This is a genomic window from Streptomyces sp. NPDC044003 (assembly GCF_056435185.1).
The window spans coordinates 272,550-298,179 of the sequence record NZ_JBWKFA010000001.1 but is presented as its reverse complement, the minus strand read 5'-3'; the positions used below and the strand labels follow the sequence as shown (position 1 = coordinate 298,179).

At 72.3% G+C, this 25,630-nt stretch carries 18 protein-coding genes; 10 read left to right on the top strand and 8 right to left on the bottom strand.

Going from position 1 to position 25,630, the window contains the following annotated elements; all coding sequences use genetic code 11:
- Positions 1 to 20 precede the first annotated feature (20 nt).
- Together AC07AW_RS01330 and glgP are read left to right on the top strand one after the other, a co-directional pair.
- A complete protein-coding gene (locus AC07AW_RS01330) occupies positions 21 to 1,355 on the top strand; it encodes an FAD-dependent monooxygenase (RefSeq protein WP_478813476.1) in 1,335 nt (444 codons plus the stop codon).
- A gap of 160 nt (positions 1,356 to 1,515) precedes the next feature.
- Positions 1,516 to 4,065 carry an alpha-glucan family phosphorylase gene (gene glgP / locus AC07AW_RS01325; protein ID WP_478813475.1) on the top strand — a complete coding sequence of 850 codons (2,550 nt, stop codon included), beginning with the start codon at positions 1,516 to 1,518 and terminating at the stop codon, positions 4,063 to 4,065.
- A gap of 6 nt (positions 4,066 to 4,071) precedes the next feature.
- Here glgP and AC07AW_RS01320 read toward each other — a convergent pair whose 3' ends face one another.
- From AC07AW_RS01320 to AC07AW_RS01305, 4 genes are all read right to left on the bottom strand, one after another.
- On the bottom strand, positions 4,072 to 5,574 hold the full coding sequence (locus AC07AW_RS01320; protein WP_478813474.1) for a sensor histidine kinase: 1,503 nt from the start codon (positions 5,572 to 5,574) through the stop codon (positions 4,072 to 4,074).
- Positions 5,567 to 6,223 carry a response regulator gene (locus AC07AW_RS01315; RefSeq protein WP_478813473.1) on the bottom strand — a complete coding sequence of 219 codons (657 nt, stop codon included), beginning with the start codon at positions 6,221 to 6,223 and terminating at the stop codon, positions 5,567 to 5,569. Before AC07AW_RS01315 ends, AC07AW_RS01320 begins: the two co-directional genes overlap by 8 nt.
- Before the next feature lie 99 nt (positions 6,224 to 6,322).
- Positions 6,323 to 8,347 carry a M4 family metallopeptidase gene (locus AC07AW_RS01310; RefSeq protein ID WP_478813472.1) on the bottom strand — a complete coding sequence of 675 codons (2,025 nt, stop codon included), beginning with the start codon at positions 8,345 to 8,347 and terminating at the stop codon, positions 6,323 to 6,325.
- A 233-nt stretch (positions 8,348 to 8,580) separates the two neighbouring features.
- Complete coding sequence (locus AC07AW_RS01305; protein ID WP_478813471.1) at positions 8,581 to 9,483, bottom strand: TetR/AcrR family transcriptional regulator C-terminal domain-containing protein; 903 nt, start codon at positions 9,481 to 9,483, stop codon at positions 8,581 to 8,583.
- A gap of 124 nt (positions 9,484 to 9,607) precedes the next feature.
- Here AC07AW_RS01305 and AC07AW_RS01300 point away from each other — a divergent pair, with 124 nt between their 5' ends.
- On the top strand, positions 9,608 to 11,095 hold the full coding sequence (locus tag AC07AW_RS01300) for an MFS transporter (protein ID WP_478813470.1): 1,488 nt from the start codon (positions 9,608 to 9,610) through the stop codon (positions 11,093 to 11,095).
- 138 nt (positions 11,096 to 11,233) lie between these two features.
- On the opposite strand, the gene AC07AW_RS01295 is transcribed toward AC07AW_RS01300, so the two are convergent.
- Complete coding sequence (locus AC07AW_RS01295) at positions 11,234 to 13,033, bottom strand: ABC transporter ATP-binding protein (RefSeq protein WP_478813469.1); 1,800 nt, start codon at positions 13,031 to 13,033, stop codon at positions 11,234 to 11,236.
- Positions 13,030 to 14,808 (bottom strand): ABC transporter ATP-binding protein, encoded by a 1,779-nt coding sequence (locus AC07AW_RS01290; RefSeq protein ID WP_478813468.1) that lies wholly within the window; start codon positions 14,806 to 14,808, stop codon positions 13,030 to 13,032. The genes AC07AW_RS01295 and AC07AW_RS01290 overlap by 4 nt, the downstream gene beginning before the upstream one ends.
- Positions 14,809 to 14,945: 137 nt before the next feature.
- Between AC07AW_RS01290 and AC07AW_RS01285 the strand changes: the two genes are divergently transcribed.
- Entirely contained in the window at positions 14,946 to 16,181 is a 1,236-nt protein-coding gene (locus AC07AW_RS01285; protein WP_478813467.1) for a hypothetical protein, read from the top strand.
- A 9-nt stretch (positions 16,182 to 16,190) separates the two neighbouring features.
- Here AC07AW_RS01285 and glgX read toward each other — a convergent pair whose 3' ends face one another.
- Positions 16,191 to 18,392, bottom strand: a complete 2,202-nt coding sequence (glgX, locus tag AC07AW_RS01280; RefSeq protein WP_478813466.1) for a glycogen debranching protein GlgX — start codon at positions 18,390 to 18,392, stop codon at positions 16,191 to 16,193.
- A 215-nt stretch (positions 18,393 to 18,607) separates the two neighbouring features.
- On the opposite strand from glgX, the gene AC07AW_RS01275 reads away from it, so the two are divergent.
- The 6 genes from AC07AW_RS01275 to AC07AW_RS01250 all read left to right on the top strand — a co-directional run bounded on the left by AC07AW_RS01275 (position 18,608) and on the right by AC07AW_RS01250 (position 24,981).
- Positions 18,608 to 19,774, top strand: coding sequence for a L,D-transpeptidase (locus AC07AW_RS01275; protein WP_478814364.1), 1,167 nt, complete (start codon positions 18,608 to 18,610; stop codon positions 19,772 to 19,774).
- A gap of 160 nt (positions 19,775 to 19,934) precedes the next feature.
- Positions 19,935 to 21,194 (top strand): L,D-transpeptidase, encoded by a 1,260-nt coding sequence (locus AC07AW_RS01270; protein WP_478813465.1) that lies wholly within the window; start codon positions 19,935 to 19,937, stop codon positions 21,192 to 21,194.
- 81 nt (positions 21,195 to 21,275) lie between these two features.
- Positions 21,276 to 22,043, top strand: coding sequence for an enoyl-CoA hydratase/isomerase family protein (locus AC07AW_RS01265; RefSeq protein ID WP_478813464.1), 768 nt, complete (start codon positions 21,276 to 21,278; stop codon positions 22,041 to 22,043).
- Between the two features lie 75 nt (positions 22,044 to 22,118).
- The gene (locus AC07AW_RS01260) at positions 22,119 to 22,625 is read left to right on the top strand and encodes an ATP-binding protein (RefSeq protein ID WP_478813463.1); all 507 of its coding nucleotides are present in this window, start codon (positions 22,119 to 22,121) and stop codon (positions 22,623 to 22,625) included.
- Positions 22,626 to 23,020: 395 nt separating this feature from the next.
- Positions 23,021 to 23,785 (top strand): polysaccharide deacetylase family protein, encoded by a 765-nt coding sequence (locus tag AC07AW_RS01255; protein WP_478813462.1) that lies wholly within the window; start codon positions 23,021 to 23,023, stop codon positions 23,783 to 23,785.
- Positions 23,785 to 24,981: a YVTN family beta-propeller repeat protein gene (locus AC07AW_RS01250; protein ID WP_478813461.1), complete on the top strand. Its 1,197-nt coding sequence runs from the start codon at positions 23,785 to 23,787 to the stop codon at positions 24,979 to 24,981. Before AC07AW_RS01255 ends, AC07AW_RS01250 begins: the two co-directional genes overlap by 1 nt.
- Before the next feature lie 4 nt (positions 24,982 to 24,985).
- Here AC07AW_RS01250 and AC07AW_RS01245 read toward each other — a convergent pair whose 3' ends face one another.
- Positions 24,986 to 25,624: a GNAT family N-acetyltransferase gene (locus AC07AW_RS01245; RefSeq protein ID WP_478813460.1), complete on the bottom strand. Its 639-nt coding sequence runs from the start codon at positions 25,622 to 25,624 to the stop codon at positions 24,986 to 24,988.
- Between the last annotated feature and the right edge of the window lie 6 nt (positions 25,625 to 25,630).

Here is a 25,630-nt window from a genome sequence, read left to right as displayed (position 1 = left end):
GGCGCGAAGGAGCAGTCGAGATGTCCCCCCACACCCCGTACGGGCCCCAGTACGGTCAGAGCCCCCACATCGTGATCGCCGGCGGCGGCATCGCCGGACTCACCGCTGCCCTCGCCCTGCACGGCGCCGGCTTCGAGCGGGTGACGGTCGTCGAGGCCTCGGCGGCCATCCGCCCCGTCGGCGCCGGACTCAACCTGATGCCGAACGCCGTCCGCGAACTCGACGCGCTCGGCCTCCTCGACGCCCTGGACGCCGGCGCCCTGCGCACCCGCGAACTGCGCTACTACCACCGCTCCGGCGGCCTCATATCCCGCGAACCCCGCGGCCTCGACGCCGGCTACCGCTGGCCCCAGCTGTCCGTCCACCGCGGCCACCTCCAGCAGGTCCTCGCCGGCGCCGTCCGCGCCCGGCTCGGCAGCGCCGCCCTCGTCACGGGCGTCAAGGTCACCGGCGTCGACCTCCTCCCGGGCGGCCGGCCCCGGCTCCGCCTGGAGCACCGCGACGGACCCGTCAAGGGCCGGGCCTCCCTCGAACCGGACGTCCTCATCGGCGCCGACGGCATCCGATCCGCCGTCCGCGCGGCCCTCAACCCGGCGGAGGGCGGGCCCCCGTGGAACGGGATGCTCGTCTGGCGCGGGGTGTCCCGGATGCCCGCGCGGGCCGTCGGCTCCTTCATGTTCATCGCCGGCGACGACCGGCAGAAAGCCGTCGTCTACCCGATGAGCCGGCCGACCGGACCCGGCCGGGAGGTCCTCGTGAACTGGGCGCTCGCCCGGCCCGCCGACACCCCCGGCGAAGCCTGCGAGGAGCGCCTCCGCGGCGACTGGAACAGGCCCGCCCCCGTCGACACCTTCCTCCCGTACTACGAGGGCTGGGAGTTCGACGGCGTCAGCGTCCCCGCCGTCCTGCGCGCCGCCGACACCGCCCACGCGTACCCGATGGTCGACCGCGACCCCCTCGACCGGTGGACCCACGGCCGCACCACCCTCATCGGCGACGCCGCCCACGCCATGTACCCCATCGGCTCCAACGGGGCGACCCAGTCGATCGTCGACGCCCGTGCCCTCGCCCACGCCCTCGCCCTCCACCCCGACCCCGCCGAAGGCCTCGCCGCCTACGAGCGCGAACGCCGCCCCGCCATGACCGCGCTCCAGCACGCCAACCGGGAACTCGGCCCCGAGGTCGTCATCAACCTCGCCCACGCGCGCGCCCCGCACGGCTTCACCGACATCCACCAGGTCATCCCGGCCGAGGAACTCGCCGCCATCGCCGGCCGGTACGCCGCCACCGGGGCCTTCGACCCGGCCACCGTCAACCAGGGCTCCCCGTACGAGCCGGCGGTGCCCACCCCCTAGGGCCCGTCTTGCGGGTCAGGCCGGGCTCGCCCGCAAGACAGGCCCTGACCCCGTGCGCCGTGGCGTGACGGGAACACACGCCCTACCGTCGGAGCGGCACGACGGACGCACAGCGTGGTGCGCCCGCTCCGCTCCGTACTCGCCTGCGAAGGTGGACAACGTGAAGGCAATCCGTCGATTCACCGTGCGTCCCGTCCTCCCCGACACCCTTCGACCGCTCGCCGACCTCGCGCACAACCTGCGCTGGTCCTGGCACGAGCCCACCCGGGCGCTCTTCGCGTCCCTGGCCCCCGAGAGCCTGACCGGCGCCGACCCCGTCCGGGTCCTCGGCGCCCTCGAAGCGCCCCGGCTCACCGCGCTCGCCGCCGACCAGGAGTTCCTGGCCCGGCTGCGCGCCGCCGCCGAGGACCTCGACCGCTATCTGCACGACCCCCGCTGGTACCAGGCCCGCCCCGGCGACGCCCCGGCCGCCGTCGCCTACTTCTCACCCGAGTTCGGCGTCGCCGCCGCCCTGCCCCAGTACTCCGGCGGCCTCGGCATCCTCGCCGGCGACCACCTCAAGTCCGCCAGCGACCTCGGCGTCCCCCTGATCGGCGTCGGCCTCCTCTACCGCCACGGCTACTTCCGGCAGTCCCTCGGCCGCGACGGCTGGCAGCAGGAGCAGTACCCCGTCCTCGACCCCGGCGAGCTGCCCGTCACCCTGCTCCGCGAGGCCGACGGCACCCCCGCCCGGATCACCCTCGCCCTGCCCGGCGGCCGCAGCCTCCACGCCCACCTGTGGATCGCCCAGGTCGGCCGCGTCCCGCTGCTCATGCTCGACTCCGACGTCGAGGAGAACGCCCCCGGCGAACGGAGCGTCACCGACCGGCTGTACGGCGGCGGCAGCGAGCACCGGCTCCTCCAGGAGATGCTCCTCGGCATCGGCGGAGTCCGCGCCGTCCGCACGTACACCCGGCTCACGGGCCACCCCGCACCCGAGGTCTTCCACACCAACGAAGGCCACGCCGGCTTCCTCGGCCTCGAACGCGTCCGCGAACTCCAGGGCGAGGGCCTCGACTTCGACAGCGCCCTGCAGACCGTCCGGGCCGGCACCGTCTTCACCACCCACACCCCCGTCCCGGCCGGCATCGACCGCTTCGACCGGGCCCTCGTCGCCCGCCACCTCGGCGAGGACGGCGCCCTCCCCGGCGTCGACCTCGGCCGGATCCTCGCCCTCGGCGACGAGATCCCCCTCGGCGGCGAACCCGGCGTCTTCAACATGGCCGCCATGGGCCTGCGCCTCGCCCAGCGCGCCAACGGCGTCTCCACCCTCCACGGCGCCGTCAGCCGCTCCATGTTCGCCGGACTCTGGCCGGGCCTCGACGCCGACGAAGTGCCGATCACCTCCATCACCAACGGCGTCCACGCCCCCACCTGGGTCGCCCCCGAGGCCGCCCGGCTCGGGCCGGACACGAGCGACCGGGAGCTGTGGGAGCTGCGCCGCACCCTCCGCGAACGGCTCGTCGCCGACGTACGCGACCGGCTCCGGGCCTCCTGGCGGCAGCGCGGCGCCGCCGACGCCGAACTCGGCTGGACCGAGACCGTCCTCGACCCCGACGTCCTCACCATCGGCTTCGCCCGACGCGTCCCCTCGTACAAGCGGCTGACCCTCATGCTCCGTGACAAGGACCGGCTCCGGTCGCTCCTGCTCCACCCCGAGCGGCCCGTGCAGCTCGTCGTCGCGGGCAAGGCCCACCCCGCCGACGACGGCGGGAAGCGGCTCGTGCAGGAACTCGTCCGGTTCGCCGACGACCCCCGGGTCCGGCACCGCATCGTCTTCCTGCCCGACTACGGCATGGAGATGGCCCGCGGCCTCTACCCCGGCTGCGACGTCTGGCTCAACAACCCCCTGCGCCCCCTGGAGGCCTGCGGCACCAGCGGCATGAAGGCCGCCCTCAACGGCTGCCTCAACCTCTCCGTCCTCGACGGCTGGTGGGACGAGTGGTTCGAGCCCGACTTCGGCTGGGCCATCCCCACCGCCGACGGCGCGGCCGCCGCCGACGAGGACCGCCGCGACGACCTGGAGGCCGCCGCCCTCTACGAGCTCATCGAGCGCCGGGTCGCCCCCCGCTTCTACGACCACGGCCCCGACGGGGTGCCGGCCGGCTGGACCGCCATGGTCCGGCGCACCCTCGCCGACCTCGGCCCGAAGGTGCTCGCCGACCGGATGGTCCGCGAGTACGTCGAGAAGCTGTACGTGCCCGCCGCCGGCGCCCGCCGCGCCCTCACCCCCGACCGGGCGCGGGACCTCGCCGCCTGGAAGGCCCGGGTGCGGGAGGCCTGGCCGGCGGTGGCCGTGGACCACGTGGAGATCGGCGACGACCTCGCCGAGGCGGACGCCGAACTCGGCGCGACGCCCGTCGTCCGCGTCCGGGTCGCGCTCGGCGGGCTCGAGGCCGACGACGTCGAGGTGCAGGCCGTCACCGGCCGCGTCGACGCCGACGACACCCTCACCGCCACCCGCACCGTCACCCTCAAACCGGCGGGCGGCCCCGACCTGGAGGGACGGCTGCCCTATGCGGGCACCCTGGAGCTCGACCGGACCGGCTCCTTCGGCTGCACCGTCCGCGTCCTGCCCGCCCACCCGCTGCTCGCCCACCCGGCCGAACTCGGCCTCGCGGCCCTGCCGGAGGAGACGACGGGGGAGGGGGCGGGGGTGTTGCTGAGGTAGGTCGCGCTACGGGACCCGTGCCTTGTCGGCGAGGTGCCCGTCGACGAAGCAGAGCCGGTACACCGGGATCGCGGCCAGCATCGTGGACCGGTAGTACCGGCACTCGTCCATGCCGCGCGGCTCCGCCGGGGCACGCGTCGGCGGGCCGTCCAGCGGGCGGTCGGGCCACTCGGTGTGCTCCGTGATCTCCGTGAGCGACTGCCCGATCCGCAGCCGGGCGTAGTCGTCCGGCTCCAGGTACGACTGGGACTGCGTCCAGACCGCGACCCCGGCCATCAGCATGCCGAGCGCGACGAGGAGCGCGAGCGGGATCCAGATCGCCCGCGCGAGGCCCTTGCGGACCTCGCGGCGGGCCCGGTCCAGCTCCCTCGCCGAGGTCGGCGCCGCCGGCAGCGGCGCCGGAGGGTTCCGCGGCAGGACGGCCTCCAGGACGAACCCGCCGTCCCCGGTGACCCGGTGCGCGAGCGATCCGCCCGCAAGACGCACCCGCTCCCCGAGCCCGACGAGCCCGGTCCCGCCGGAGGGGAGCGTCGCCTCCGCCGCACCGGGGCCGGTGACCACGCGGACCGTCACGTGCGCCGGGTCCGGGGTGACCGCGACCGAGACTTCCGCGCCCGGCGCGTGCTTCGCCGCGTTCGTCAGGCCCTCCTGGACGACCCGGTGCAGGGCGAGGCCCGACATGCCCGGCAGCGTCGGCACCGGGGTCGTGGCGAGGGTGACCGCGAGGCCCGACGCGCGGGCCCGGGCCGTGAGCTCCTCCACCGTCTCCCCGGGTGGCGTCGTCGGCGCCCCGGCGTCGTCCTCCCGCAGCACCCCGATGATGTCCCGCAGCCGGGCCGTCGCGTCCGCCGCCGCGCGCCGCAGCTCACCGGCCGCCTGCTGCTGCGCCGCCCCCAGACCCGGATCGACCTCCAGGGCGCCCGCCCGGACCGCGATCAGGGCCAGGTCGTGGCCCAGGGAGTCGTGCATGTCGCCCGCGATCCTGGACCGCTCCCGCAGCCGCTCCCGGTCGGCGACGGCCGCCTGCTCCCGCTCCATCCGGTCGGCCAGCTCCCAGCCGCTGCGCACGAGCCGGTCGTACTGCCGCACGTAACGGCCGATCAGCCAGGGCGCCACGACCGCCAGGGCGAGCGTGAGCAGCAGCGTGAACCACTGACCCAGCGAGGTGTGCGTGACCGTCGTCAGGAGCAGCCCCGCAGCCGCGATCGCGCCGAACAGCCACAGCGCCGCCCGGGTCTGCTGCTCCCGCCGCCCGGCGAGATAGCCGAAGGCGATCAGGGCCATGCTGTACGAGGCGGTGAACAGCTCCAGGGAGGAGAACAGGCTCACCGCGACCACGACCGCGATCGGCACCGCCGGCCACCGCCGGCTGACCGCCACACAGCCGCCGAGGAGCGCCACGCCGACGACCACCTCGGTCCAGCTCCCGCCGTCGTTCGGGTCCGACCTGAGGAGGACGGGCACGCAGAGCAGCAGCCAGAGCCCCAGGTCGAACAGGCGCTCACGCATCGGGGACCAGGCCCGCCTCGTACGCCAGGACCGCGAGCTGCACCCGGTTGCGCAGGCCGAGCCTGCCGAGGACGGCGCTCACATGCGCCTTGACGGTGCCCTCGACCACGTACATCCGGTCCGCGATCTCCTGGTTGGAGAGCCCGGCGCCGAGGAGCGCGACGACCTCCCGCTCCCGGCCCGTGAGCGGCTCCAGGCGGGTCCGCGCCTCGGCCGCGCGCGTGAACCGCTCCCCGCCGAGGGTGTCGATGACCCGCCGGGCGACCGTGGGGGAGAGCGCGGCGCCGCCCCCGGCCACGGCCCGGACCCCGGCGATCAGCTCGCGCGGATCCCCGGACTTCAGGAGGAAGCCGCTCACACCGCTGCCGAGCGCCCGCGCGATGTAGGCGTCCTCCGAGAAGGTGGTGAGCATGACGACGGCCGCGCCCGGCACCGTCGCACGCAGCTCCTCCGCCGCGCCGAGCCCGTCGAGCCGGGGCATCCGGATGTCCAGGAGGATCACGTCGGGGCGGTGCTCGCGGGCCAGTTCGACGGCCTCGTGCCCGTCGCCGGCCTCGGCCACCACCTCGATCCCGGGGTCGGTGGTGAGGATGGCCCGCACCCCGGCCCTGATCATCGTCTCGTCGTCGGCAAGGAGGACCCTGATCATGCGGTCCAGGGTATGCACGGCACGCGGACGCGCGGACGCCCGGAGGGAAGTTCCCTCCGGGCGTCCGTCATGTCACTTCAGGCCGTGCGGCCCTCCCGCTTACGGGAAGGTCAGCTTGAAGCTGTTGATGTAGCCGGTGTCGATCCCCGCCTTGTCCTGGACGCGGAGCTTCCAGGCACCGTTGGCGACCTCGGAGGAGGCGTTCACGGTGTAGGTCTGCTGGATGTTGTCGGCGCTGCCGCCGGCCCGGTTGCTCAGGTTGTAGACCGAGCCGTCGGGGGCGACGAGGTCGACGACGAGGTCACCGATGTAGGTGTGGACGATGTCCACGCCCACGGCCAGGTTGCTCGGCGCGTTGCCGGTGACGCCGGTGACGTTGACCGTCGAGGTGACCGCGGCACCGGGGGAGTCCGGGATGGCGACGTCGGTGTCGTTGGTGAAGACCGTGCCGCCGGGGGTGCCGCCGCCGGAGCGCGGACCCACGTTGATGGCGGCGAAGGAGTCCTCGACGGCCTTGACCTCGGGGCTGCCCGCGCCGTACAGCTCGGTGGCCGCCGCGACGGCGCCCGTGCGGGCCCCGGCGTAGTTGGTGTTCGAGCTGAACTTGGTGGTGAGCGCCTTGAACCAGATCAGGCGGGCCTTGTCGATGCCTATGCCGGTGACCGGCAGGCCGTCGGAGGTCGGCGAGTTGTAGCTCACGCCGTTGACGGTCTTGGCGCCGCTGCCCTCGGAGAGCAGGTAGAAGAAGTGGTTCGCCGGGCCCGAGGAGTAGTGGACGTCGATCGAACCGATGCCCGAGTACCACGCGTCCTTGGACGAGCCGTCCTTGCTCGGCTTGTCCATGTAGCGCAGCGGGCTGCCGTCGCCGCGGATGTCGATCTTCTCGCCGACGAGGTAGTCGCCCTTGTCGTTGGCGTTGTTCGCGTAGAACTCGACCGCCGCCGCGAAGATGTCCGAGGTGGCCTCGTTGAGGCCGCCGGACTCGCCGCTGTAGACCAGGCCGGCGGTGTTCGAGGTGACGCCGTGCGTCATCTCGTGCGCGGCCACGTCGATGGAGGTGAGCGGCTTGGTGTTGCCCGAGCCGTCGCCGTAGGTCATGCAGAAGCAGGAGTCGGACCAGAACGCGTTCACGTAGGCGTTGCCGTAGTGGACGCGGGAGTACGCGCCGACGCCGTCACCGCGGATGCCCGAGCGGCCGTGCACGTTCTTGTAGTAGTCCCACGTGAGGGCGGCACCGTAGTGCGCGTCCGCGCCCGCGGTCTCCTTGTTGGACGGGAGGCCGTTGCCCCACGTGTCCGTGGTGTTGGAGAACAGCGTCCCGGTGCCCGACGTACCGCCGTTGAGGTTGTACGTCTTGTGGTTGCCGCGGCCGGTGTCGGTCAGCGTGTACGAGGGCGCGGTGCCGAGGGTCACCTGGCCGCTGTACTGCGTGTTGCCGATGCCGGTCTCGATGGCCTGCCACTCGTAGAGCTTCGCGCCGGTGTTCGCGTCCGTCACGACGTGCAGCTCGTTCGGGGTGCCGTCGTGCTGGAGGCCGCCGACGACGGTCTCGTACGCGAGGACGGGCGCGCCCTGGGCCATCCAGACGACCTTGCGCGGGGCGCGGTCGGCGGCGGCCTTCTTCGAGCCCTCCGCGGCGGCGCGGCCGAGGGCCTGCTTCTCGGCGGCGGCCGGGGCGACGTCGGCGGCGAGGTCGACGTTCTTGAGCTCGGCGCGGTTCGACTTGATGACGCCGGTGGTGGCGCCGGCCTTCGTCTCGGCGACGATCAGGTCACCGCCGAGGACCGGGAGTCCGGCGTACGTGCGCTCGTACCGCGTGTGCGTCGTGCCGTCGCGGTCCTGGACGACGTCCTTGACGACCAGCTTCTCCTGGGCGCCGAGGCCGAGGGACTTGGCCGTGGCGGCCTTGTCGGCGTCCGCCGCCTTGATGAGCGCGGTGCGCTCGGCGGGGGAGAGGTCGGCAGGGAGCTTGCCCGGGTTGACCTTGCCGAGGGACTGCGCCGCGGGGGCGGCACCGAAGGTGCCGGCCGAGGCGGTGCCGGCCTGCACACCGATGGTGAGCATGGCGGCGGCGGCGATCAGAGCGCCGGTCGCGGTGGCGCGACGGCTGGGCGTGGATCTCACGCAGACTCCTTATGCGAGGGGGGTACCGGCGGGCTTGGGTGAGTCCGTCCGGGCGGAGCAAGGAGAGCTGTGGAGCGGGTGGAGCAGGTACGTGTGACGCTTCACTTGTTCGGGTGAAGCGGTGAACTTTGGTGCGAACAACCGGGGAGAGAGTGGCAGGAATGACGGGGACCTGTCAGGACCGCGTCAGGAAGTTGGCCGGAAATCGTCCGCTGCCCGTACGGCCGTGTTCGTTAACCGGACGTTTCGTCGATCATGGCCGCGATGCCGTCCAACGTTCGGCGGAGCCCGAATTCGAAGAGCGACTCCAGGTCCAGACCGAAGCTCCCGTCACTGGTCAGCGACATCAGTTCCGGGTACGAGCCGGCTGCCTGGATCGCGTCGTAGCGTGGCTCGTTCTGTTCCATCCACTCGCCGTTGGAGATGCCCGAATCCTGGAGGGCCTGCTCCTCCAGATCGTCCGCCATCGACAGCCCCTGGACGTAGGCGAAGATCGCCAGGTGCGTGTGGAGCTTTTCCACGGGCGTCAGCGATGTCCCTCGCAGCGCTCGCAGCACCCACTCCAAGTACGCCATCGCGTTCGGCGTCGCCACCGGCCGCGTGAACGACGCCATCGCGTGCGCCATCCACCGGTGCCGGGTGTACACCCCGCGCAGCCAGCGCGCCGCCCGCTCCAGGCCTGTCCGCCAGTCCGCCGGCACCGGGCCCAGCGGCACCTCGCCGCAGGCCGCGTCCGCGATCAGCCGCACCAGCTCCGCCTTGCCCGGGACGTGCCGGTACAGCGCCATCGTCGAGGTGTTCAGCATGGTCGCCACCCGCCGCATCGTCAGCGCGTTCAGGCCCTCGGCGTCCGCCAGTTCGAGCGCCGCCCGGACGATCCGCTCCCGCGTGAGCGTCGCCGCGCCCGACGTCCGCCGCGCCGCGTCCACGACCACCGTGCCCACTCCCGGCTCCACCCGCACCAGGCCCTCCTGACGCAGCGCCGCCAGCGCCTTCGTGGCCGTCGCCATCGCCACGCCCCACTCGCGCGTGATCGCCCGCGTCGACGGGACCCGGTCACCCGGGGCCAACTCCCCGGCGCGGACGCGGCGTCGGATCTCGGCGGCGATCCTCAGGTAGGGCGGTTCCGTGGTCATGGAGGGGACTGTACTAGTGCGCCTGTGCGGTGTACGCGTGACTGACCTCGGGCTTCGCGGGAAACGTCACAGGTGCACTAGGGCGTGCGTGGCCCTGTACGCCGTGTGTTGCTTCGCTGCCCCCATGACACTCACCGCAGGGCCCTCCACGGCCGCAGAACCCGCCCGTGCCGGACGGCGTGAATGGACCGCCCTCGGCGTCCTCATGCTCCCGCTCCTCCTCGTCTCCATGGACGTCTCCGTCCTCTACTTCGCCATCCCCTCCATCGCAGCCGACCTCCGGCCCGGCGCCACCCAGCAGCTGTGGATCCTCGACATGTACGGCTTCGTGCTCGCCGGGCTCCTCGTCACCATGGGCGCCCTCGGTGACCGCGTCGGCCGCCGCAAGCTCCTCCTCCTCGGCGCCGGCCTCTTCGGCGCCGCGTCCGTCGCCGCCGCCTACGCCCACAGCCCCGGCGCCCTCATCGGCGCCCGCGCCCTCCTCGGGGTCGCCGGCGCCTGCCTCATGCCGTCCACCCTCGCCCTGATCCGCACCCTCTTCCAGGACCCGGCCCAGCGCACCAAGGCCGTCACCCTCTGGACCACCGTCATGGCCAGCGGCATCTCCCTCGGGCCCGTCGTCAGCGGCGCGCTCCTCGAACACTTCTGGTGGGGGTCCGTCTTCCTCATCAACCTGCCTGCGATGGCGCTGTTGTTGGTGCTTGCGCCGCTGCTCGTCTCCGAGTCCAAGGTGGTGGTGAAGGGTGCGCGGTTCGACCTCGTCAGTGCCGGGCTCTCGCTCGCCGCTCTGCTGCCCGTCATCTACGGGATCAAGGAGCTCGCCAAGGACGGGTGGGCGCCCCTGCCCGCGCTCGGGGTGACCTTCGGGGTACTTCTCGGGCTCGTCTTCGTCCGCCGTCAGACGCGGCTCGCCGAGCCGATGATCGACCTGCGGCTCGTCCGGACCCCCGCGTACGGCGGATCCCTGCTGGTCAACCTGCTCGCCATGGCCGCGACGGTGGGGTTCGCCGTCTTCCTCACCCAGTACCTTCAGTCGGTTCTCGGGCAGAGCCCGCTGGAGGCGGCCCTCTGGAGCCTCGTCCCCACCGGGGGCGTCATGGTGGCCGCGCCCGTCGCCGCGGTGCTCGCTCAGCGGGTCGACCACGCGTACGTCATGGGTGGCGGGTTCCTCGTGTCCGCCGCCGGGTTCGGGTGGCTCGCCTTCGTCGACCGCGCCACGCCCTTCTGGGTCGTCCTCGTCGGCAGCGCCGTCTACGCCGCCGGGCTCGTCTCCGCGATGACCCTCGCCAACGAACTCGCCCTCGGCGCCGCGCCGCCCGAGCGCGCGGGTGCCGCTGCCGCCGTGCTCGAATCCGGGTCCGAGTTGGGCGGGGCGCTGGGGATGGCCGTGCTGGGAGCGGTCGGTGCCGCGGTGTACAGCGGGGCCATGCCTTCTTCGGCGCCTGTCGCCGCCCGGGAGACGCTCGGGGGTGCGCTCGGCGGTGCGCCGGGTGTGGTCGAGGCCGCGCGGAGCGCCTTCGTCGAGGCCATGTCCGGTGCCGCTGTGGGGGCCTCGGTGTTGATGCTTCTGGCGGCTGTGATGTCGCTGGTGCTCCTGCGGCGGCGGGTCTGAGTCCGGTCGTCGGGGCCGGGCAGGGGGGCGTGTTCGGGACTGCGTGATGTACGGCGCCGGGGGCGCCACACCTCACGCTTTACGTCCCGGACACGACCCCCTGCCCGTCCCCCATCTCTGTCCGTCGGCCGCTGTCCCTCAGCCCACCAGGCTGTCTCGCCATGCCTGGTGCAGGCCCGCGTAGTGGCCGTCGCCCTTCACCAGGGTCGATGGGTGGCCGTCCTCGATGATGCGGCCCTGCTCCATCACCAGGACGCGGTCCGCCACCTCGACCGTCGAGAGGCGGTGGGCGATGACTACGGCTGTGCGGCCGGCCAGGACCGTGTCCATCGCCCGTTGCACCGCGCGTTCGCCCGGTACGTCCAGGGAGCTGGTGGCCTCGTCCAGGATCAGGACCGCCGGGTCCGCCAGGAGGGCTCTCGCGAAGGCCACCAGTTGGCGTTGGCCCGCGGAGATACGGCCGCCTCTCTTGCGGACGTCCGTGTCGTAGCCGTCCGGGAGCGTGGTGATGAAGTCGTGTGCTCCGATGGCCTTCGCTGCGTTCTCGATGTCGGCGCGGGTCGCCTCCGGGCGGCCGATCGCGATGTTGTCCGCGACCGTTCCCGAGAAGAGGAAGGCCTCCTGGGTGACCATCACGACGTTGCGGCGCAGGTCGGGTGTGGTGAGGTCACGGAGGTCCACGCCGTCCAGCCTCACGTGGCCTTCGGTCGGGTCGTAGAAGCGGGCCAGGAGTTTCGCGAGGGTGGATTTGCCGGCGCCCGTCGCGCCTACCACCGCCACCGTCTGGCCCTTCTGGATCGTCAGGTCGAAGGCGGGGAGGACCTCGCCGCCCGTTCGGTAGGCGAACGTGACCTGTTCGAAGGTGATCTCGCGGCCGCCCGATCCGGCCGGCAGCTCCTTGGGCGTCGTGGCCTCCGGGACTCCCGGTTCCTGGGCCAGGAGGCCGGCGATCTTGGTGAGGGACGCCGCCGCCGACTCGTACGAGTTCAGGAACATGCCCAGGCGGTCGATCGGGTCGTACAGGCGGCGCATGTAGAGCACCGCTGCGGCCAGCACGCCCAGTTCGAGTGTTCCCGCGGCGACTCTGTACGCGCCCCAGAGGCACATGCCCGCCACCGCCGTGTTCGCCACCAGGCGCGAGCCGACCACGTAGCGGGCCATCTCCAGGAGGGCGTCGCCGTTGCTGCGTTCGTGGCGGTGGTTGAGCGTGTTGAACTCGGCGTCGTTCGCCCGTTCGCGGCGGAACGCGCGGACCGGGCGGATGCCGTTCATCGTCTCCGCGAACTTCACGATCACGCCCGCGATGGCCGTGGAGCGTTCCGCGTACACCCTGCCCGCGCGCGCCCGGTAGAGGCGGACGAGGAGGTAGAGCGGTGCGAAGGAGGCCACCGCCACCGCTCCGATGCCCCAGTCCAGCCAGAGGAGGATCAGGCAGATCGAGACGAAGGAGAGCACGACGCCGATCAGTTCCTGGAGGCCCTCCGAGAGGAGTTCGCGCAGTGATTCGACGTCCGTCGTCGAGCGGGAGATGAGGCGGCCCGAGGTGTACCGCTCGTGGAAGTCGACGCTCAGCTGCTGTGCGTGCCGGAAGATGCGGCCGCGCAGGTCGAGCAGGACGTCCTGGTTGATCCTCGCCGCGCCCCGTACGAACGTGTACTGGAGGACGCCCGAGAGGCTCGCGCAGAGCAGGTAGCCGAGGGCCACGGCGATGACCGGGCCGTGGTCCCCCGCGCGGAAGGCCGGGACGCCACGGTCGATGGCGTACGCGACGATCAGCGGGCCCGCCTGGAGTGCCGCCTCCCTGACGAGGAGGGTCAGGGCCAGCAGTACGAGACGGGCGCGGTGGGTGGTCAGGAGGGAGCGGAGGAGGGTCGTGGTCGCTTTTTCGGGGGCCGGGAGGTCGTCCTGGTCGAACGGGTCGTCCGGGGGTGTCGTCATCGGTTCTCGGTCCCTTCTCCGGACATCAGCCAGGCGTACTCGGCGCTGCTGCGCAGCAACTCCTGATGGGTGCCCACGGCCGCGATCCTGCCGCGTGACAGCAGTGCGACCCGGTCGGCGAGCATCACCGTCGACGGGCGGTGCGCCACGACCAGGGCCGTCGTCTCCCTGAGGACCTCCCGCAGGGCCGCCTCGACCCGGGCCTCCGTGTGGACGTCGAGCGCCGACAGCGGGTCGTCCAGGACCAGGAACCGGGGCCTGCCCACGACCGCGCGGGCCAGGGCCAGGCGTTGCCGCTGGCCGCCCGACAGGCTGAGGCCCTGCTCGCCGACCTGGGTCGCCGTGCCCTCCGGGAGCCGGTCGACGAAACCGTCCGCCTGGGCGATGTCCAGCGCGCGGCGCAGTTCCGGGTCGCCCGCTTCCTCCGCGCCCATCAGGACGTTCTCGCCGACGCTCGCCGAGAACAGCGTCGGCTCCTCGAAGGCCATCGAGACGAGGGAGCGGAGTCTGCGCCGTTCCATGAGGGCGATGTCCTCGCCGTCGAGGAGGATGCGGCCCGTCGTCGCCTCGTGCAGGCGTGGTACGAGGGCGGTGAGCGTCGTCTTGCCGGAGCCCGTGCCGCCCACCAGGGCCATGGTCTCGCCCGGGCGGATGTGGAGGTCGATGCCGTCCAGGACGGGGGGCGTCTCGTCGGGGGCGTCCGGGTAGCGGAAGGTGACGTTCTCGAAGCGGACCCCGTCCGGCGTGCCCTCGGTGGTGACGGCTTCGGCCGTTTCCGGCTCCTCGGGTGCGTCCATCACCTCGAAGTACCGTTCCGTCGCGGTCGCCGCCTCCTTGCTCATCGCGAGCAGGAAGCCGATCGACTCCACCGGCCAGCGCAGCGCCAGGGCCGTCGACAGGAACGCGACCAGGGTGCCGGCGGAGAGCTTGTCGTCCGCGACCTGCACCGTGCCCAGGACGAGCGCCGTCCCGATGGCCAGTTCCGGCAGGACGGTGATGACCGCCCAGATCATGGCGAGCAGCCGCGCCTTGGCCAGTTCCGTGCCGCGGAGGTGCTCGGCGAGCTCGCGGAACGCCCTCGCCTGGCTGCGGTGCCGGCCGAAGCCCTTCACGATCCGGATGCCGAGGACGCTCTCCTCCACGACCGTCGTCAGGTCGCCGACCTGGTCCTGGGCCCTGCGCGCCACCGTTCCGTACCGGCGCTCGAAGAATTGGGAGACCAGGACGAGGGGGAGTGCGGGCGTCAGCAGCACCAGGCCGAGGGACCAGTCCTGGGTGAGGAGGAGCACGTAACCGGCCAGGATCGTCACGCCGTTGACCAGGAGGAAGGTCAGCGGGAACGCCAGGAACATCCGGACCAGCATCAGGTCCGTCGTCCCGCGCGAGAGGAGCTGTCCCGACGGCCAGCGGTCGTGGAACGCGATCGGGAGGCGCTGGAGCCTGCCGTAGAGGTCGGCGCGCATGCGTGCCTCGACGTGGGACAGCGGGCGGGCCACCAGCCAGCGGCGGAAGCCGAACAGGACGGCCTCGGTGATGCCCAGGAGGAGCAGGTACAGCGCTCCCAGCCAGACACCCCCGGGGTCCTGGTCGGTGATGGGGCCGTCCACCAGCCACTTGAGGACGAGCGGGATGACGAGCGACAGACAGGACGCGACGATCGCGACGAACGCGGCCGTGAACAGCCGGCCCCGCACGGGCCTCACGTACGGCCAGAGGCGGAGCAGGACGCGGACCGTCGAGCGGTCGGGGTGCGGGGGGTTCGGTTTCTCGGGCATCAGTTCCGACCATACGGTTCACCACTGACACGTCTCATCCGGTTTTCCCGCTGGGGCGTCGGCCCGCCCGCTGACCGGAGGGAACCCCTCCGTAGGATCCCCGCACCGAAGATCCACCAGGGGCGGGAAGAACGACCATGAGGCACTCCAGAAGATTCCGTACGGCGGCCGTCACGCTGCCGCTGCTGCTCGCGGCCGTCGGCTGCCAGACGGCCGCCCCGGCGGAGGAACCGGCCGCCACGGCCGCCTCGCCGACCGGCAGGCCCGTCTTCGAGGAGCGGCTTACGGACCAGCTGAACGCCGCGTCCCGGGCGACGACCGCGAGCGGCTCGGCCCGCTTCACCGCCACCGTCACCTACGGCTCGGCCCGGGGCAGCGCCGTCGAGCGGACCACCGGAGTCCTCGACTACGCGAAGGACACCGCCCGTGTCGAGCGGACCGTCGACATCCCGCGCCGCTTCCCGGAGAAGGCGGCGACCGAGGACCTCGGCCGCGCCCCGGGCGTCACCGCGCGCGAGCAGTACGCCGTCGACGAGAACGACATCAGCTACCGGACCTCGCGCGGCACCTGGCTCCGCTACTCGGCCTCCGCCTCCAAGGAGTTCGTCGACGACGTCGACGGTTTCCTGGAGTACGCGGGCGAGACCGCCCCCTGGGGTCACACCCTGGCCGAGGTGGTACGCCACGCGGACCCGGAGCGGAACCCCGCGAGGACCGCCGACGGCGGCCGCCGCTACGAGCTGCGGATCTACGCCGAGACCGCGGCCGAGGCCCTGCCTCCGGAGATCGGGTTCCACCTGCACCACGGCGCCGCCGACAAGGTTCCGCTGACCGTGGTCCTGGACAAGGACGGCCGCCTGGTCCGGGCCGAGGTCGACTTCCGGCCGGCGCTCGGCGTCCTGCACGCCCAGGGCGTCCTCGTCGGAGTCACCTCGCTGCGCACGCAGTACGTCCTGGCCGACCACGGGAAGGCGACGGTGCCGCCCGTGCCCGCCGGCGCGCGGTCCCAGGACGCCGAACAGGCCACCACCACCCTGGAGAAGCTGAAGCCCGGCGCCTGCGCCTCCACGGACACCGGCCTCGGGTCCCTGGTCCGGGTCCTGCCGGTCCCCTGCGGCAAGGACGCGGACCTGCGCCTCTTCGGGCACGCAAGGATCGAGAAGACGGTCCAGGGCGACCCGCAGGGCGCGGGGGAGGCGGCGGCCGGGAAGAAGTGCCGTGCCCTGTTCCGCTCGGCGCCCGCCGCGTGGACCTCGGGAGCCCGGCCCGCGGGCTCGTACACGGTCTACGGCGGTACGAGCATCAGCTACCAGTACACCGGTCCCGACTCCACCGTCAGCGGCGACTACGCCTGCTACGTCACCCTCCGCTGACCCGCCCCCTCACCCTCGCACCCGGAGCAGGATCATCGAGCGGGCGGCGACGTCGATCGTCCCGCCGCCCGGGTGCACCGTGCCCGGGGCCGTCGACTGGTCCTCCGCGGCCGTGTCCACGACCAGTTCGTACGTCGCCGCCCACGGCGGGCCCGGCAGCCGGAACTCCAGGGGGCGGGGTCCGGCGTGGAGGACGGCGAGGAAGCTGTCGTCGGTGATCTGCTCGCCCCGCGCGTCCCGGCCGGGGATGTCGCGGCCCGACAGGAAGAGCCCGAGCGTCGCCGTCGGCGCGTACCAGTCCCGTTCCGTCATCTCGGTGCCCTCGGCGGTGAACCAGGCCAGGTCCCGCAGCCCGTCCGCGCCCTGCGGCCGGCCCGAGAAGAAGGCCCGGCGGCGGAGGACCGGGTGACGGTGGCGCAGGGCGAGGAGCCGGCGCGTGAGGGTGAGGAGGCCCTCCCGGCCCGGGTCCTCCGGGAGCGTCCAGTCCAGCCAGCCGAGCTCGTTGTCCTGGCAGTACGCGTTGTTGTTGCCGCCCTGGGTGCGGCCCATCTCGTCGCCGGCGACCAGCATCGGGACCCCGGTGGAGAGGAGGAGGGTGGTGAGCAGGTTGCGTTGTTGCCGCAGGCGCAGGGCGTTGATCGAGCGGTCGTCCGTCTCCCCTTCTGTTCCGCAGTTCCACGAGCGGTTGTCGTGGGTGCCGTCCCGGTTGCCCTCTCCGTTCGCCTCGTTGTGCTTGCGTTCGTACGTCACCAGGTCGCGCAGCGTGAAGCCGTCGTGTGCCGTGACGAAGTTGACCGACGCGTACGGCCGCCGCCCGCCCCAGGCGTACAGGTCGCTGGAGCCGGAGAGCCGGTAGCCGAGGTCCCGTACGTCGGGCAGCGCCCCGCGCCAGAAGTCCCGTACGGCGTCCCGGTAGCGGTCGTTCCACTCGGTCCAGAGGGGCGGGAAGGCGCCGACCTGGTAGCCGCCGTTGCCCACGTCCCAGGGCTCGGCGATGAGCTTGACCCGGCGCAGGACCGGGTCCTGGGCGATCACCGCCAGGAAGGGGGACAGCATGTCGACGTCGTGCATCGAGCGGGCCAGCGCCGCCGCCAGGTCGAAGCGGAAGCCGTCGACGCCCATCTCCGTGACCCAGTAGCGCAGGGAGTCGGTGATGAGGCGCAGGACCTGCGGCTGGACGACGTGCAGGGTGTTGCCGCAGCCCGTGTAGTCGGTGTACCTGCGGGCGTCGGACTGGAGCCGGTAGTAGCCGCGGTTGTCGATGCCCTTGAGGGAGAGGGTGGGGCCCAGTTCGCCCGCCTCCGCCGTGTGGTTGTAGACGACGTCGAGGATGACCTCGATCCCCGCCGCGTGCAGCGCCCGCACCATCCGCTTGAACTCGCCGACCTGCTGCCCGGCCGTCCCCGAGGAGGAGTAGCCGGCGTGCGGGGCGAAGTAGCCGACGGAGTTGTAGCCCCAGTAGTTGCGCAGGCCGCGCCGCAGGAGGTGGTCCTCGTGGGCGAACTGGTGCACCGGGAGCAGTTCGACCGCCGTCACGCCCAGGCGGACCAGGTGGTCGATCGCGGCCGGGTGCGCGAGGCCGGCGTACGTGCCCCGCAGGTGCTCCGGGATGCCGGGGTGCTGTTTCGTGAAGCCCTTGACGTGCAGTTCGTAGATGACCGAGTCCTGCCAGGGCGTCTTGGGCCTGCGGTCGTCGGACCAGTCGTCGTCGTCATGGACGACGACGCCCTTCGGGACGTACGGGGCGGAGTCCCGCTCGTCGCGGACGGTGTCGGCCACGTGCTGCTGCGGCCAGTCCCGGACGTGCCCGTACACCTCGGCGGGGAGCGCGAAGTCGCCGTCGACCGCTCGCGCGTACGGGTCGAGGAGCAGCTTCGCCGGGTTCCAGCGGGCGCCCGTCCACGGGTCCCAGCGGCCGTGCACCCGGTAGCCGTACCGCTGTCCGGGGCCCACGCCCGGCACGAAGCCGTGCCAGATCTCGTGGGTCAGCTCGGTCAGCGGGAGCCGGGTCTCGGTCCCGTCGGCGTCGAAGAGGCACAGCTCCACCGCCTCCGCCCCGCCCGCCCACAGGGCGAAGTTGGTGCCCGTCGCCCCGTCGGGGCCGACCCGGCAGCGGGCTCCCAGGGGGGTCGGTGCCCCTGGCCACACCGGCGGCACGGCCCGCTCCGGGGCATGCTCGGACACCGCCTCCTGCTCGGCTGCGCTCGACACCGTCCCGGCCTCCCGCGGCTCGTCGGGCCCGCACCCGGGGGAGCGGCGGCGTCCCGGCCGCCGCTCCCGCGCGTGGTTCTCCCCCTGTTCTGCCCGCACGGCCGTGCTCCCAACATGACCCGCACGCACGTTTCCCCTGGAGGGTGGCCGTCGTTGGGCCGGGCGTGACATTCGTATGGAAGCGGGCGAGGCACGCCCTCGTGGTGGCGGGACTGATGGCGGGGCTTGCGGGCTGCACCGGAGCGGACGGCGGGGGCGGCATCGACATCAGCCTGCCGGGCAAGGCGCGGGCTCCGGGCGATGTCATCCGGGTGAGTCCGGAGGACGGCAGCCGGGCGGTGCCGGCCGACGGGCCCGTGGAGGTGAAGGTGGACAGCGGGCGGCTCGAACGGGTGACGGTCGTCCAGGTCGAGGACGGCCGGCGGGCCGCGGTCGCCGGGGAGATCTCGGCGGACGGGCTGCGCTGGCGGCCCCGGCCGGACACCCGGCTCGCGCTGGCCGCCAAGTACAGCGTGGACGCGGTCGCGCTCGACGGGCACGGGCGGCGCTCGGCCCGGCACACCACCTTCACCACCGTGGTCCCCGAGTCCCGTTTCATCGGCTACTTCAAGCCGGAGAACCGTTCGACGGTCGGCACCGGCATGATCGTCTCCTTCGGCTTCAACAGGCCGATCGAGAACCGGGCCGAGGTCGAGCGGGCCATCCGGGTCACCTCGGACCCGCCGGTGGAGGTCGTCGGCCACTGGTTCGGCAAGGAGCGGCTGGACTTCCGGCCCGCCGCGTACTGGCGGCCGGGGACGAAGGTCACCGTCGAGCTGGGGCTGCGGGACGTCGAGGGTGCGCCCGGGGTGTACGGCATCCAGCGCAAGACGGTCGGCTTCACCGTGGGCCGCTCCCAGGTCTCCCTGGTCGACGCGGCGGAGCACACCATGGAGGTGCGGCGGAACGGCGAGGTCCTCGCCACCGTGCCGGTCACCGCGGGCGCGCCGAAGACCACCACGTACAACGGGAAGATGGTCGTCACCGAGCTGTACGACGTGACCCGGATGGACGGCAGGACGGTCGGCTTCGGCGGCGAGTACGACATCAAGGACGTGCCGCACGCCATGCGTCTCACCGACTCGGGGACCTTCCTGCACGGCAACTACTGGGCCGCTCCCTCCACCTTCGGCTCTGCCAACGTCAGTCACGGCTGTGTCGGCCTCCGGGACGAGAAGGGCGGCAGCGCGGACTCGCCCGCGGGCTGGTTCTTCGACCGGACGCTCATCGGGGACGTGGTGGAGGTGGTGAACTCGCGGGACAAGGAGGTCGCCCCCGACAACGGTCTCGGGGGATGGAACCTGGAGTGGGGCGAGTGGAAGGCCGGTTCGGCGCTGTCGTGACCGCCGATCCCCCGTACCACGCCGACTGGGACTGAACGGTGACATTCGCGAGGAACTTTCGTGTCCTGCGGTGTGATTATCTAGCGCTGTGTGCGCGAGTGGATGCGCACCGGGGGTGGGGCCGTGGCAGTGCCAGGCCGTGTGAGGGGAGACGACCACAGTGAACGGTCAGCCGATATCGGGGGCATCGGTAGGGGCGCGGGGACGCCGGCGCGGGGGCGTCAGGCTCCAGGCCCTGGCGGCGGGGGCGCTGCTCCTGGTCCTGACCGCCTGCGGCGGTGGTGAGACCGCCACCGGCGGCGGTGCGGGAGGACAGGGACCGGCCGCCCAGGGCGGCGGCAAGCAGGACAACGCGGCCTCCCAGGCGGTCGTGACGATCCTTCCGAAGGACGGCGCCGACTCGGTCGCCACCAGCGGGGCCCTCAAGGTCACCGCGACGCAGGGCAAGCTGACCACGGTCACGGTCGCCGACTCCAAGGGCACCGAGGTCGAGGGCAAGATCGCCACCGACGGCTCCAGCTGGTCGCCGACCGCGCACCTGGCCGCGGCCACCCAGTACAAGGTCCACGCGATCGCGAAGGACGCCGACGGCCGCGAGTCGGCGAAGGACACCACCTTCACCACCCTGGTCCCGAAGAACACCTTCATCGGCCACTACACGCCGGAGGACGGTTCGACCGTCGGCGTCGGCATGCCGGTCTCCATCAACTTCACCCGGGGCATCACCAACCCCGAGGCCGTCGAGAAGGCCATCAAGGTGACGGCCGTGCCGGCCGTCGAGATCGAGGGCCACTGGTTCGGCAACGACCGGCTCGACTTCCGCCCCAAGGACTACTGGGCCGCCGGCACCAAGGTCACGGTCGCGCTGAACCTGGACGGCGTCGAGGGCCGCCCGGGCGTCTACGGCAAGCAGAAGAAGTCGATCTCCTTCACCATCGGCCGCCGTCAGGTCTCCACCGTCGACGCGAGCGCCAAGACGATGAAGGTCGAGCGGGACGGCGCGATCATCAAGACGCTGCCGATCACCGCGGGCGCGCCGTCCACGACCACGTACAACGGTCAGATGGTCATCAGTGAGAAGTTCAAGGTGACCCGCATGAACGGGGCCACGGTCGGCTTCGGTGGCGAGTACGACATCAAGGACGTGCCGCACGCGATGCGTCTGTCGAACTCGGGCACCTTCGTCCACGGCAACTACTGGGCGCCGTCCTCCACCTTCGGCTCGTCGAACGTCAGCCACGGCTGCGTCGGTCTGCAGGACCAGCGGGGCGCGGGCGACAGCTCGATGCCGGCGGCCTGGTTCTACGACAGCTCGATCATCGGCGACGTCGTGATCGTGAAGAACTCCAAGGACAAGCAGATCACCCCGGAGAACGGCCTGAACGGCTGGAACATGGACTGGTCGGAGTGGATCGCCTAGTCGTACGCGACTGAGCAGGGGCCCGGTGCTGTGAGCAACAGCACCGGGCCCCTTCGCGTTAACGGCCACTAACCTTTCCCCATGACTGTGAACCTCGAAGTCGCCGAAGGCGTCGGCACGATCCGCCTCGACCGCCCCCCGATGAACGCCCTGGACATCGCCACCCAGGACCGGCTGCGCGAGCTGGCCCAGGAGGCGACCGACCGCGACGACGTGCGGTCCGTGGTCCTCTACGGCGGCGAGAAGGTGTTCGCGGCCGGCGCGGACATCAAGGAGATGCAGGTCATGGACCACGTGGCCATGGTCAAGCGGTCGCGCGCCCTCCAGGACTCCTTCACCGCCGTCGCCCGCATCCCCAAGCCGGTCGTCGCCGCCATCACCGGTTACGCCCTGGGCGGCGGCTGCGAGCTCGCGCTCTGCGCCGACTACCGGATCGCCGCCGACAACGCGAAGCTGGGCCAGCCGGAGATCCTGCTCGGCCTGATCCCCGGCGCGGGCGGGACGCAGCGCCTGTCGCGGCTCGTCGGCCCCTCCAAGGCCAAGGACCTCATCTTCACCGGCCGGATGGTGAAGGCCGACGAGGCCCTGACGCTCGGTCTGGTCGACCGGGTCGTCCCGGCCGCCGAGGTGTACGAGCAGGCGCACGCCTGGGCCGCGAAGCTGGCGCAGGGCCCGGCCGTCGCCCTGCGGGCCGCGAAGGAGGCGATCGACCAGGGTCTGGAGGCCGACATCGACACCGGTCTCGCCATCGAGCGGAACTGGTTCGCGGGCCTGTTCGCGACCGAGGACCGCGAGACCGGGATGCGCTCCTTCGTCGAGGAGGGCCCCGGTAAGGCGAAGTTCGCCTGACGATCCTTCACGGGTGGGGGCCGATTCCGTCGGAACGGCCCCCGCGGAGCGCTCCGTACGGCCATGATGGGGGGCATGGCGGGCCTGGAGGGTAGGGAACAACCGTGGCAGCGCGCGAGCGCCGCCGCACCGCGGTGGTCACCGGCCGCGGACGACGAACAGGCCGCCGAGGCAGTGGAGTTGTACGGCAATCCGGCCGAGGAGGATGTCCGGCTGCCGTCCCGCCCCGAGTCCGCGTGGGTGGCCCGCAGGCTCACCCAGCATGTCGTGCTGCGCCAGTGGGCGCTCGGTCCGACGATCGCCGAGCACGCGGTGCTGCTCGTCTCGGAGCTCGTCGGGAACGCCGTCCGGCACACCGGGGCCCGGGTCTTCGCGCTGCGGTTACAGCGGCGGCGCGGCTGGATCCGGATCGAGGTGCGTGATCCCTCGCGCGGACTGCCGTGTCTGATGCCGGTGCACGAGCTCGACATCAGCGGCCGTGGGCTCTTCCTCGTCGACAAGCTCGCCGACCGCTGGGGCGTGGACCTGGCGCCGCGCGGCAAGACGACCTGGTTCGAGATGAGGGTCGCGGACCGGCCCTGACGGTCCGATGGTTCGATCCCGGACGCACGGAAGCCCCCGTGCGCCGTGGTGGGGTGCGTGGGGGCTTCCGTGTGGTGCGCCGTGGACGGGGGGGTGTATCCACGGCGCCGCTATGTCGACCTGGCCCGGGTCAATGGGGGTCGTGTCTCCGACTATGGCAGACGGGGGGCCTTGCCGCCAAAAGTCCCTAGTGGGGCAAGAGGGGGCAAAAGCGGACAGTTCGATAGTGAATCGTTGGTGACATGCGGCACTCACCTTGTAAACAGTGAATGGCTATGCGGTTCATTGGTTGTTTCCCGGGGTCGTCCGCATGCTGGACGCTCGGCATGCCTCCGCAAACGTCCTGAATTGGCCTAATCGTGACCAATCGGGCGAAAGTCCTCTTGAATGGTCGCGTGAAGCCGACCGACCGCCGAGGAGCCCTCCGGACAGGCGCGGCCGCCGCCCTCGCGGGAGCCCTCGCCACCGCCTGCGGCACGGAACCCCGCCCCGCCCCCGCTGCCGCGCGTCGCCCCGCCCCCGCGCCCGTCGCCGCCCCGGCCCCCCGCCGCTTCCCCGGACAGCCGGACGAGATCGCCCACGGCCCCCGCGACCGCCCCCGCGTCGCCCTCACCTTCCACGGCCAGGGCGAGCCCGCCCTCGCCCGGCAGCTCCTCACCCAGGCCGAGCAGGCCGGCGCCCGCGTCACCGTCCTCGCCGTCGGCAGCTGGCTCGACGAACACCCCGACCTGGCCCGCCGCATCCTCGACGGCGGCCACGACCTCGGCAACCACACCCAGCGCCACATCGACATCAACGCCATGACCGAGGCCCAGGCCCTCGCCGAGATCGAGGCCTGCGCCGGACGGCTGCGCCGGCTCACCGGCTCCGTCGGCACCTGGTTCCGCCCCTCCCGCACCCGGAACGCCGCCCCCGCCGTCCTGCGCGCCGCCCGGCGCGCCGGATACCCGCACGTCCTCTCGTACGAGGTCGACTCCCTCGACTTCACCTCGCCCGGCGCCGCGGCCGTCGTCCGCAACGTCACCGGGGCCGTCCGCGCCGGATCCGTCGTCAGCCTGCACTTCGGCTACCCGGACACCGCCGCCGCGCTGCCCGTCCTCCTCGCCGACCTCGACCGCCGCGGCCTGAGCGCGGTCACCACCACGGAGCTGCTGAGCTGATGGCACACCTCACGACGAGACCCCTCTCGACACGGACCAGGGTCCTCCTCGCCGCCGCCCTCCTCGCCGGCCTCGCCGGCTGCGGCAGCGCGAACCACCCCGAGGGCGCCGCCCCCGTGAAGAAGGCCGCCGCCCCCGCCGTACCCAAGCCGGCCGCCGCCCCCAGCGGACTCCCCGGCATGCCGCCCCTGCTCGACGCGCACGACGTCTACGCCGCCGACCGGCCCAACCGGCTCTCCCCGGTGGTACGGAACTTCCCCTCCCGGGTCTACGTCCCCAACACCAACTCCAACACCGTCTCCGTCATCGACCCCACCACCTACCAGGTCGTCGAGACCATCCCGGTCGGCATCCAGCCCCAGCACGTCGTCCCCTCCTGGGACCTGAAGACCCTCTGGGTCAACAACAACCGGGGCCACACCCTCACCCCCATCGACCCCGCAACCGGCGTCGCCGGCAAGCCCGTCGAGGTCCACGACCCGTACAACCTCTACTTCACGCCCAACGGCAAGTACGCCATCGTGATGGCCTCCCTCGACCGCGAACTCGTCTTCCGCGACCCGCACACCATGGAGCGGAAGAAGTCCGTCCCGGTCAGCTGCTACGGCGTCAACCACGCCGACTTCTCCGCCGACGGGCGCTACTTCGTCGTCTCCTGCGAGTTCTCCGGCGAACTCCTCAAGGTCGACACCGAGAAGATGGAGGTGATCGGCCAGCAGAAACTGCCCTTCGACGGCGCCATGCCGCAGGACGTGAAGATCTCACCCGACGGCAAGACCTTCTACATCGCCGACATGATGGCCCACGGCATGTGGGTCCTGGACGGCGAGAAGTTCACCACCCCCACCCTGCTCCCCACCGGCAAGGGCTGCCACGGCCTCTACATCAGCCGGGACTCGCGCGAGATGTACGTCTCCAACCGCGGCGAGGGCACCGTCTCCGTCTTCGACTTCGAGCAGAACAGGCTCACCAAGAAGTGGAAGCTCCCCGACGGCGGCTCCCCCGACATGGGCGGCGTCTCCGCCGACGGCAAGGTCCTGTGGCTCTCCGGACGCTACGACTCCGAGGTCTACGCGCTCGACACCACCACCGGCAAGCAGCTCGCCCGCATCCCCGTCGGCAGCGGCCCGCACGGACTCGCGGTCTACCCGCAGCCGGGCCGCTACTCCCTCGGCCACACCGGCATCTTCCGGTAGCGGCTCAGCCGGCGATCAGGAGCGCCTCCGAGGCCACCGGGCGGTAGCCCGCCGCCTGGAAGACGCGGACGCTACGGGCGTTGCCCGGCGCCTGCTGGGCCCACACCACCTCGCCCGGGGTGAGGTGGCGGGCCGCCGTCGCCAGGGCCCGCCCCAGGCCCCGGTGGCGGACCTCCTCGTCCACCTCGATCGCCGCCTCCCAGCGGCCCGCGACGCCCCGGCCCAGGACGAGGACGCCGCCGTCGGCCGCCCACACCCGGACCTCGTCGCGGAACTTCAGCGCCCGCGCCACCCGGGGGTGCGTCGGGTCGTCGATCTCGCGGAGTTCGAGGGGCGGCGGGCCCGGCAGCGCATCGGCGACCGTGAGCAGGTCGATCGTGTTCATGTGCCGGCCGGTGCGGGCCATCAGCGCGAGCAGGAAGGCCGGGTTCATGGTCGCCGCGAGCGGGTCGCCCGGCGTGGCCGCCAGTGCGGCCCGTACCCACTCCGGGTCGGCGTCCGTGAAGACCACCGAGTGCGCCGTAAAGGCGAGCACCCCCGCGTCCCGGGTGCCCGGCTGCGGCACCACCGTCGTCGAACCGTCCGGGGGCGGGAACTCCCCGTGTGCCGCCGCCGCCAGGATCCGTGCCACCTCGTCGTTCATGCCCCC

Bases quoted from the DNA above. Each gene is read 5' to 3' on its own strand.
- AC07AW_RS01295 (WP_478813469.1), bottom strand. From the start codon at position 13,033: ATGACGACACCCCCGGACGACCCGTTCGACCAGGACGACCTCCCGGCC.
- AC07AW_RS01320 (WP_478813474.1), bottom strand. From the start codon at position 5,574: ATGCGTGAGCGCCTGTTCGACCTGGGGCTCTGGCTGCTGCTCTGCGTG.
- AC07AW_RS01265 (WP_478813464.1), top strand. From the start codon at position 21,276: ATGACTGTGAACCTCGAAGTCGCCGAAGGCGTCGGCACGATCCGCCTC.
- AC07AW_RS01330 (WP_478813476.1), top strand. From the start codon at position 21: ATGTCCCCCCACACCCCGTACGGGCCCCAGTACGGTCAGAGCCCCCAC.
- AC07AW_RS01315 (WP_478813473.1), bottom strand. From the start codon at position 6,223: ATGATCAGGGTCCTCCTTGCCGACGACGAGACGATGATCAGGGCCGGG.
- AC07AW_RS01245 (WP_478813460.1), bottom strand. From the start codon at position 25,624: ATGAACGACGAGGTGGCACGGATCCTGGCGGCGGCGGCACACGGGGAG.
- AC07AW_RS01250 (WP_478813461.1), top strand. From the start codon at position 23,785: ATGGCACACCTCACGACGAGACCCCTCTCGACACGGACCAGGGTCCTC.
- AC07AW_RS01260 (WP_478813463.1), top strand. From the start codon at position 22,119: ATGGCGGGCCTGGAGGGTAGGGAACAACCGTGGCAGCGCGCGAGCGCC.
- AC07AW_RS01300 (WP_478813470.1), top strand. From the start codon at position 9,608: ATGACACTCACCGCAGGGCCCTCCACGGCCGCAGAACCCGCCCGTGCC.
- AC07AW_RS01275 (WP_478814364.1), top strand. From the start codon at position 18,608: ATGGCGGGGCTTGCGGGCTGCACCGGAGCGGACGGCGGGGGCGGCATC.
- AC07AW_RS01290 (WP_478813468.1), bottom strand. From the start codon at position 14,808: ATGCCCGAGAAACCGAACCCCCCGCACCCCGACCGCTCGACGGTCCGC.
- AC07AW_RS01285 (WP_478813467.1), top strand. From the start codon at position 14,946: ATGAGGCACTCCAGAAGATTCCGTACGGCGGCCGTCACGCTGCCGCTG.
- AC07AW_RS01305 (WP_478813471.1), bottom strand. From the start codon at position 9,483: ATGACCACGGAACCGCCCTACCTGAGGATCGCCGCCGAGATCCGACGC.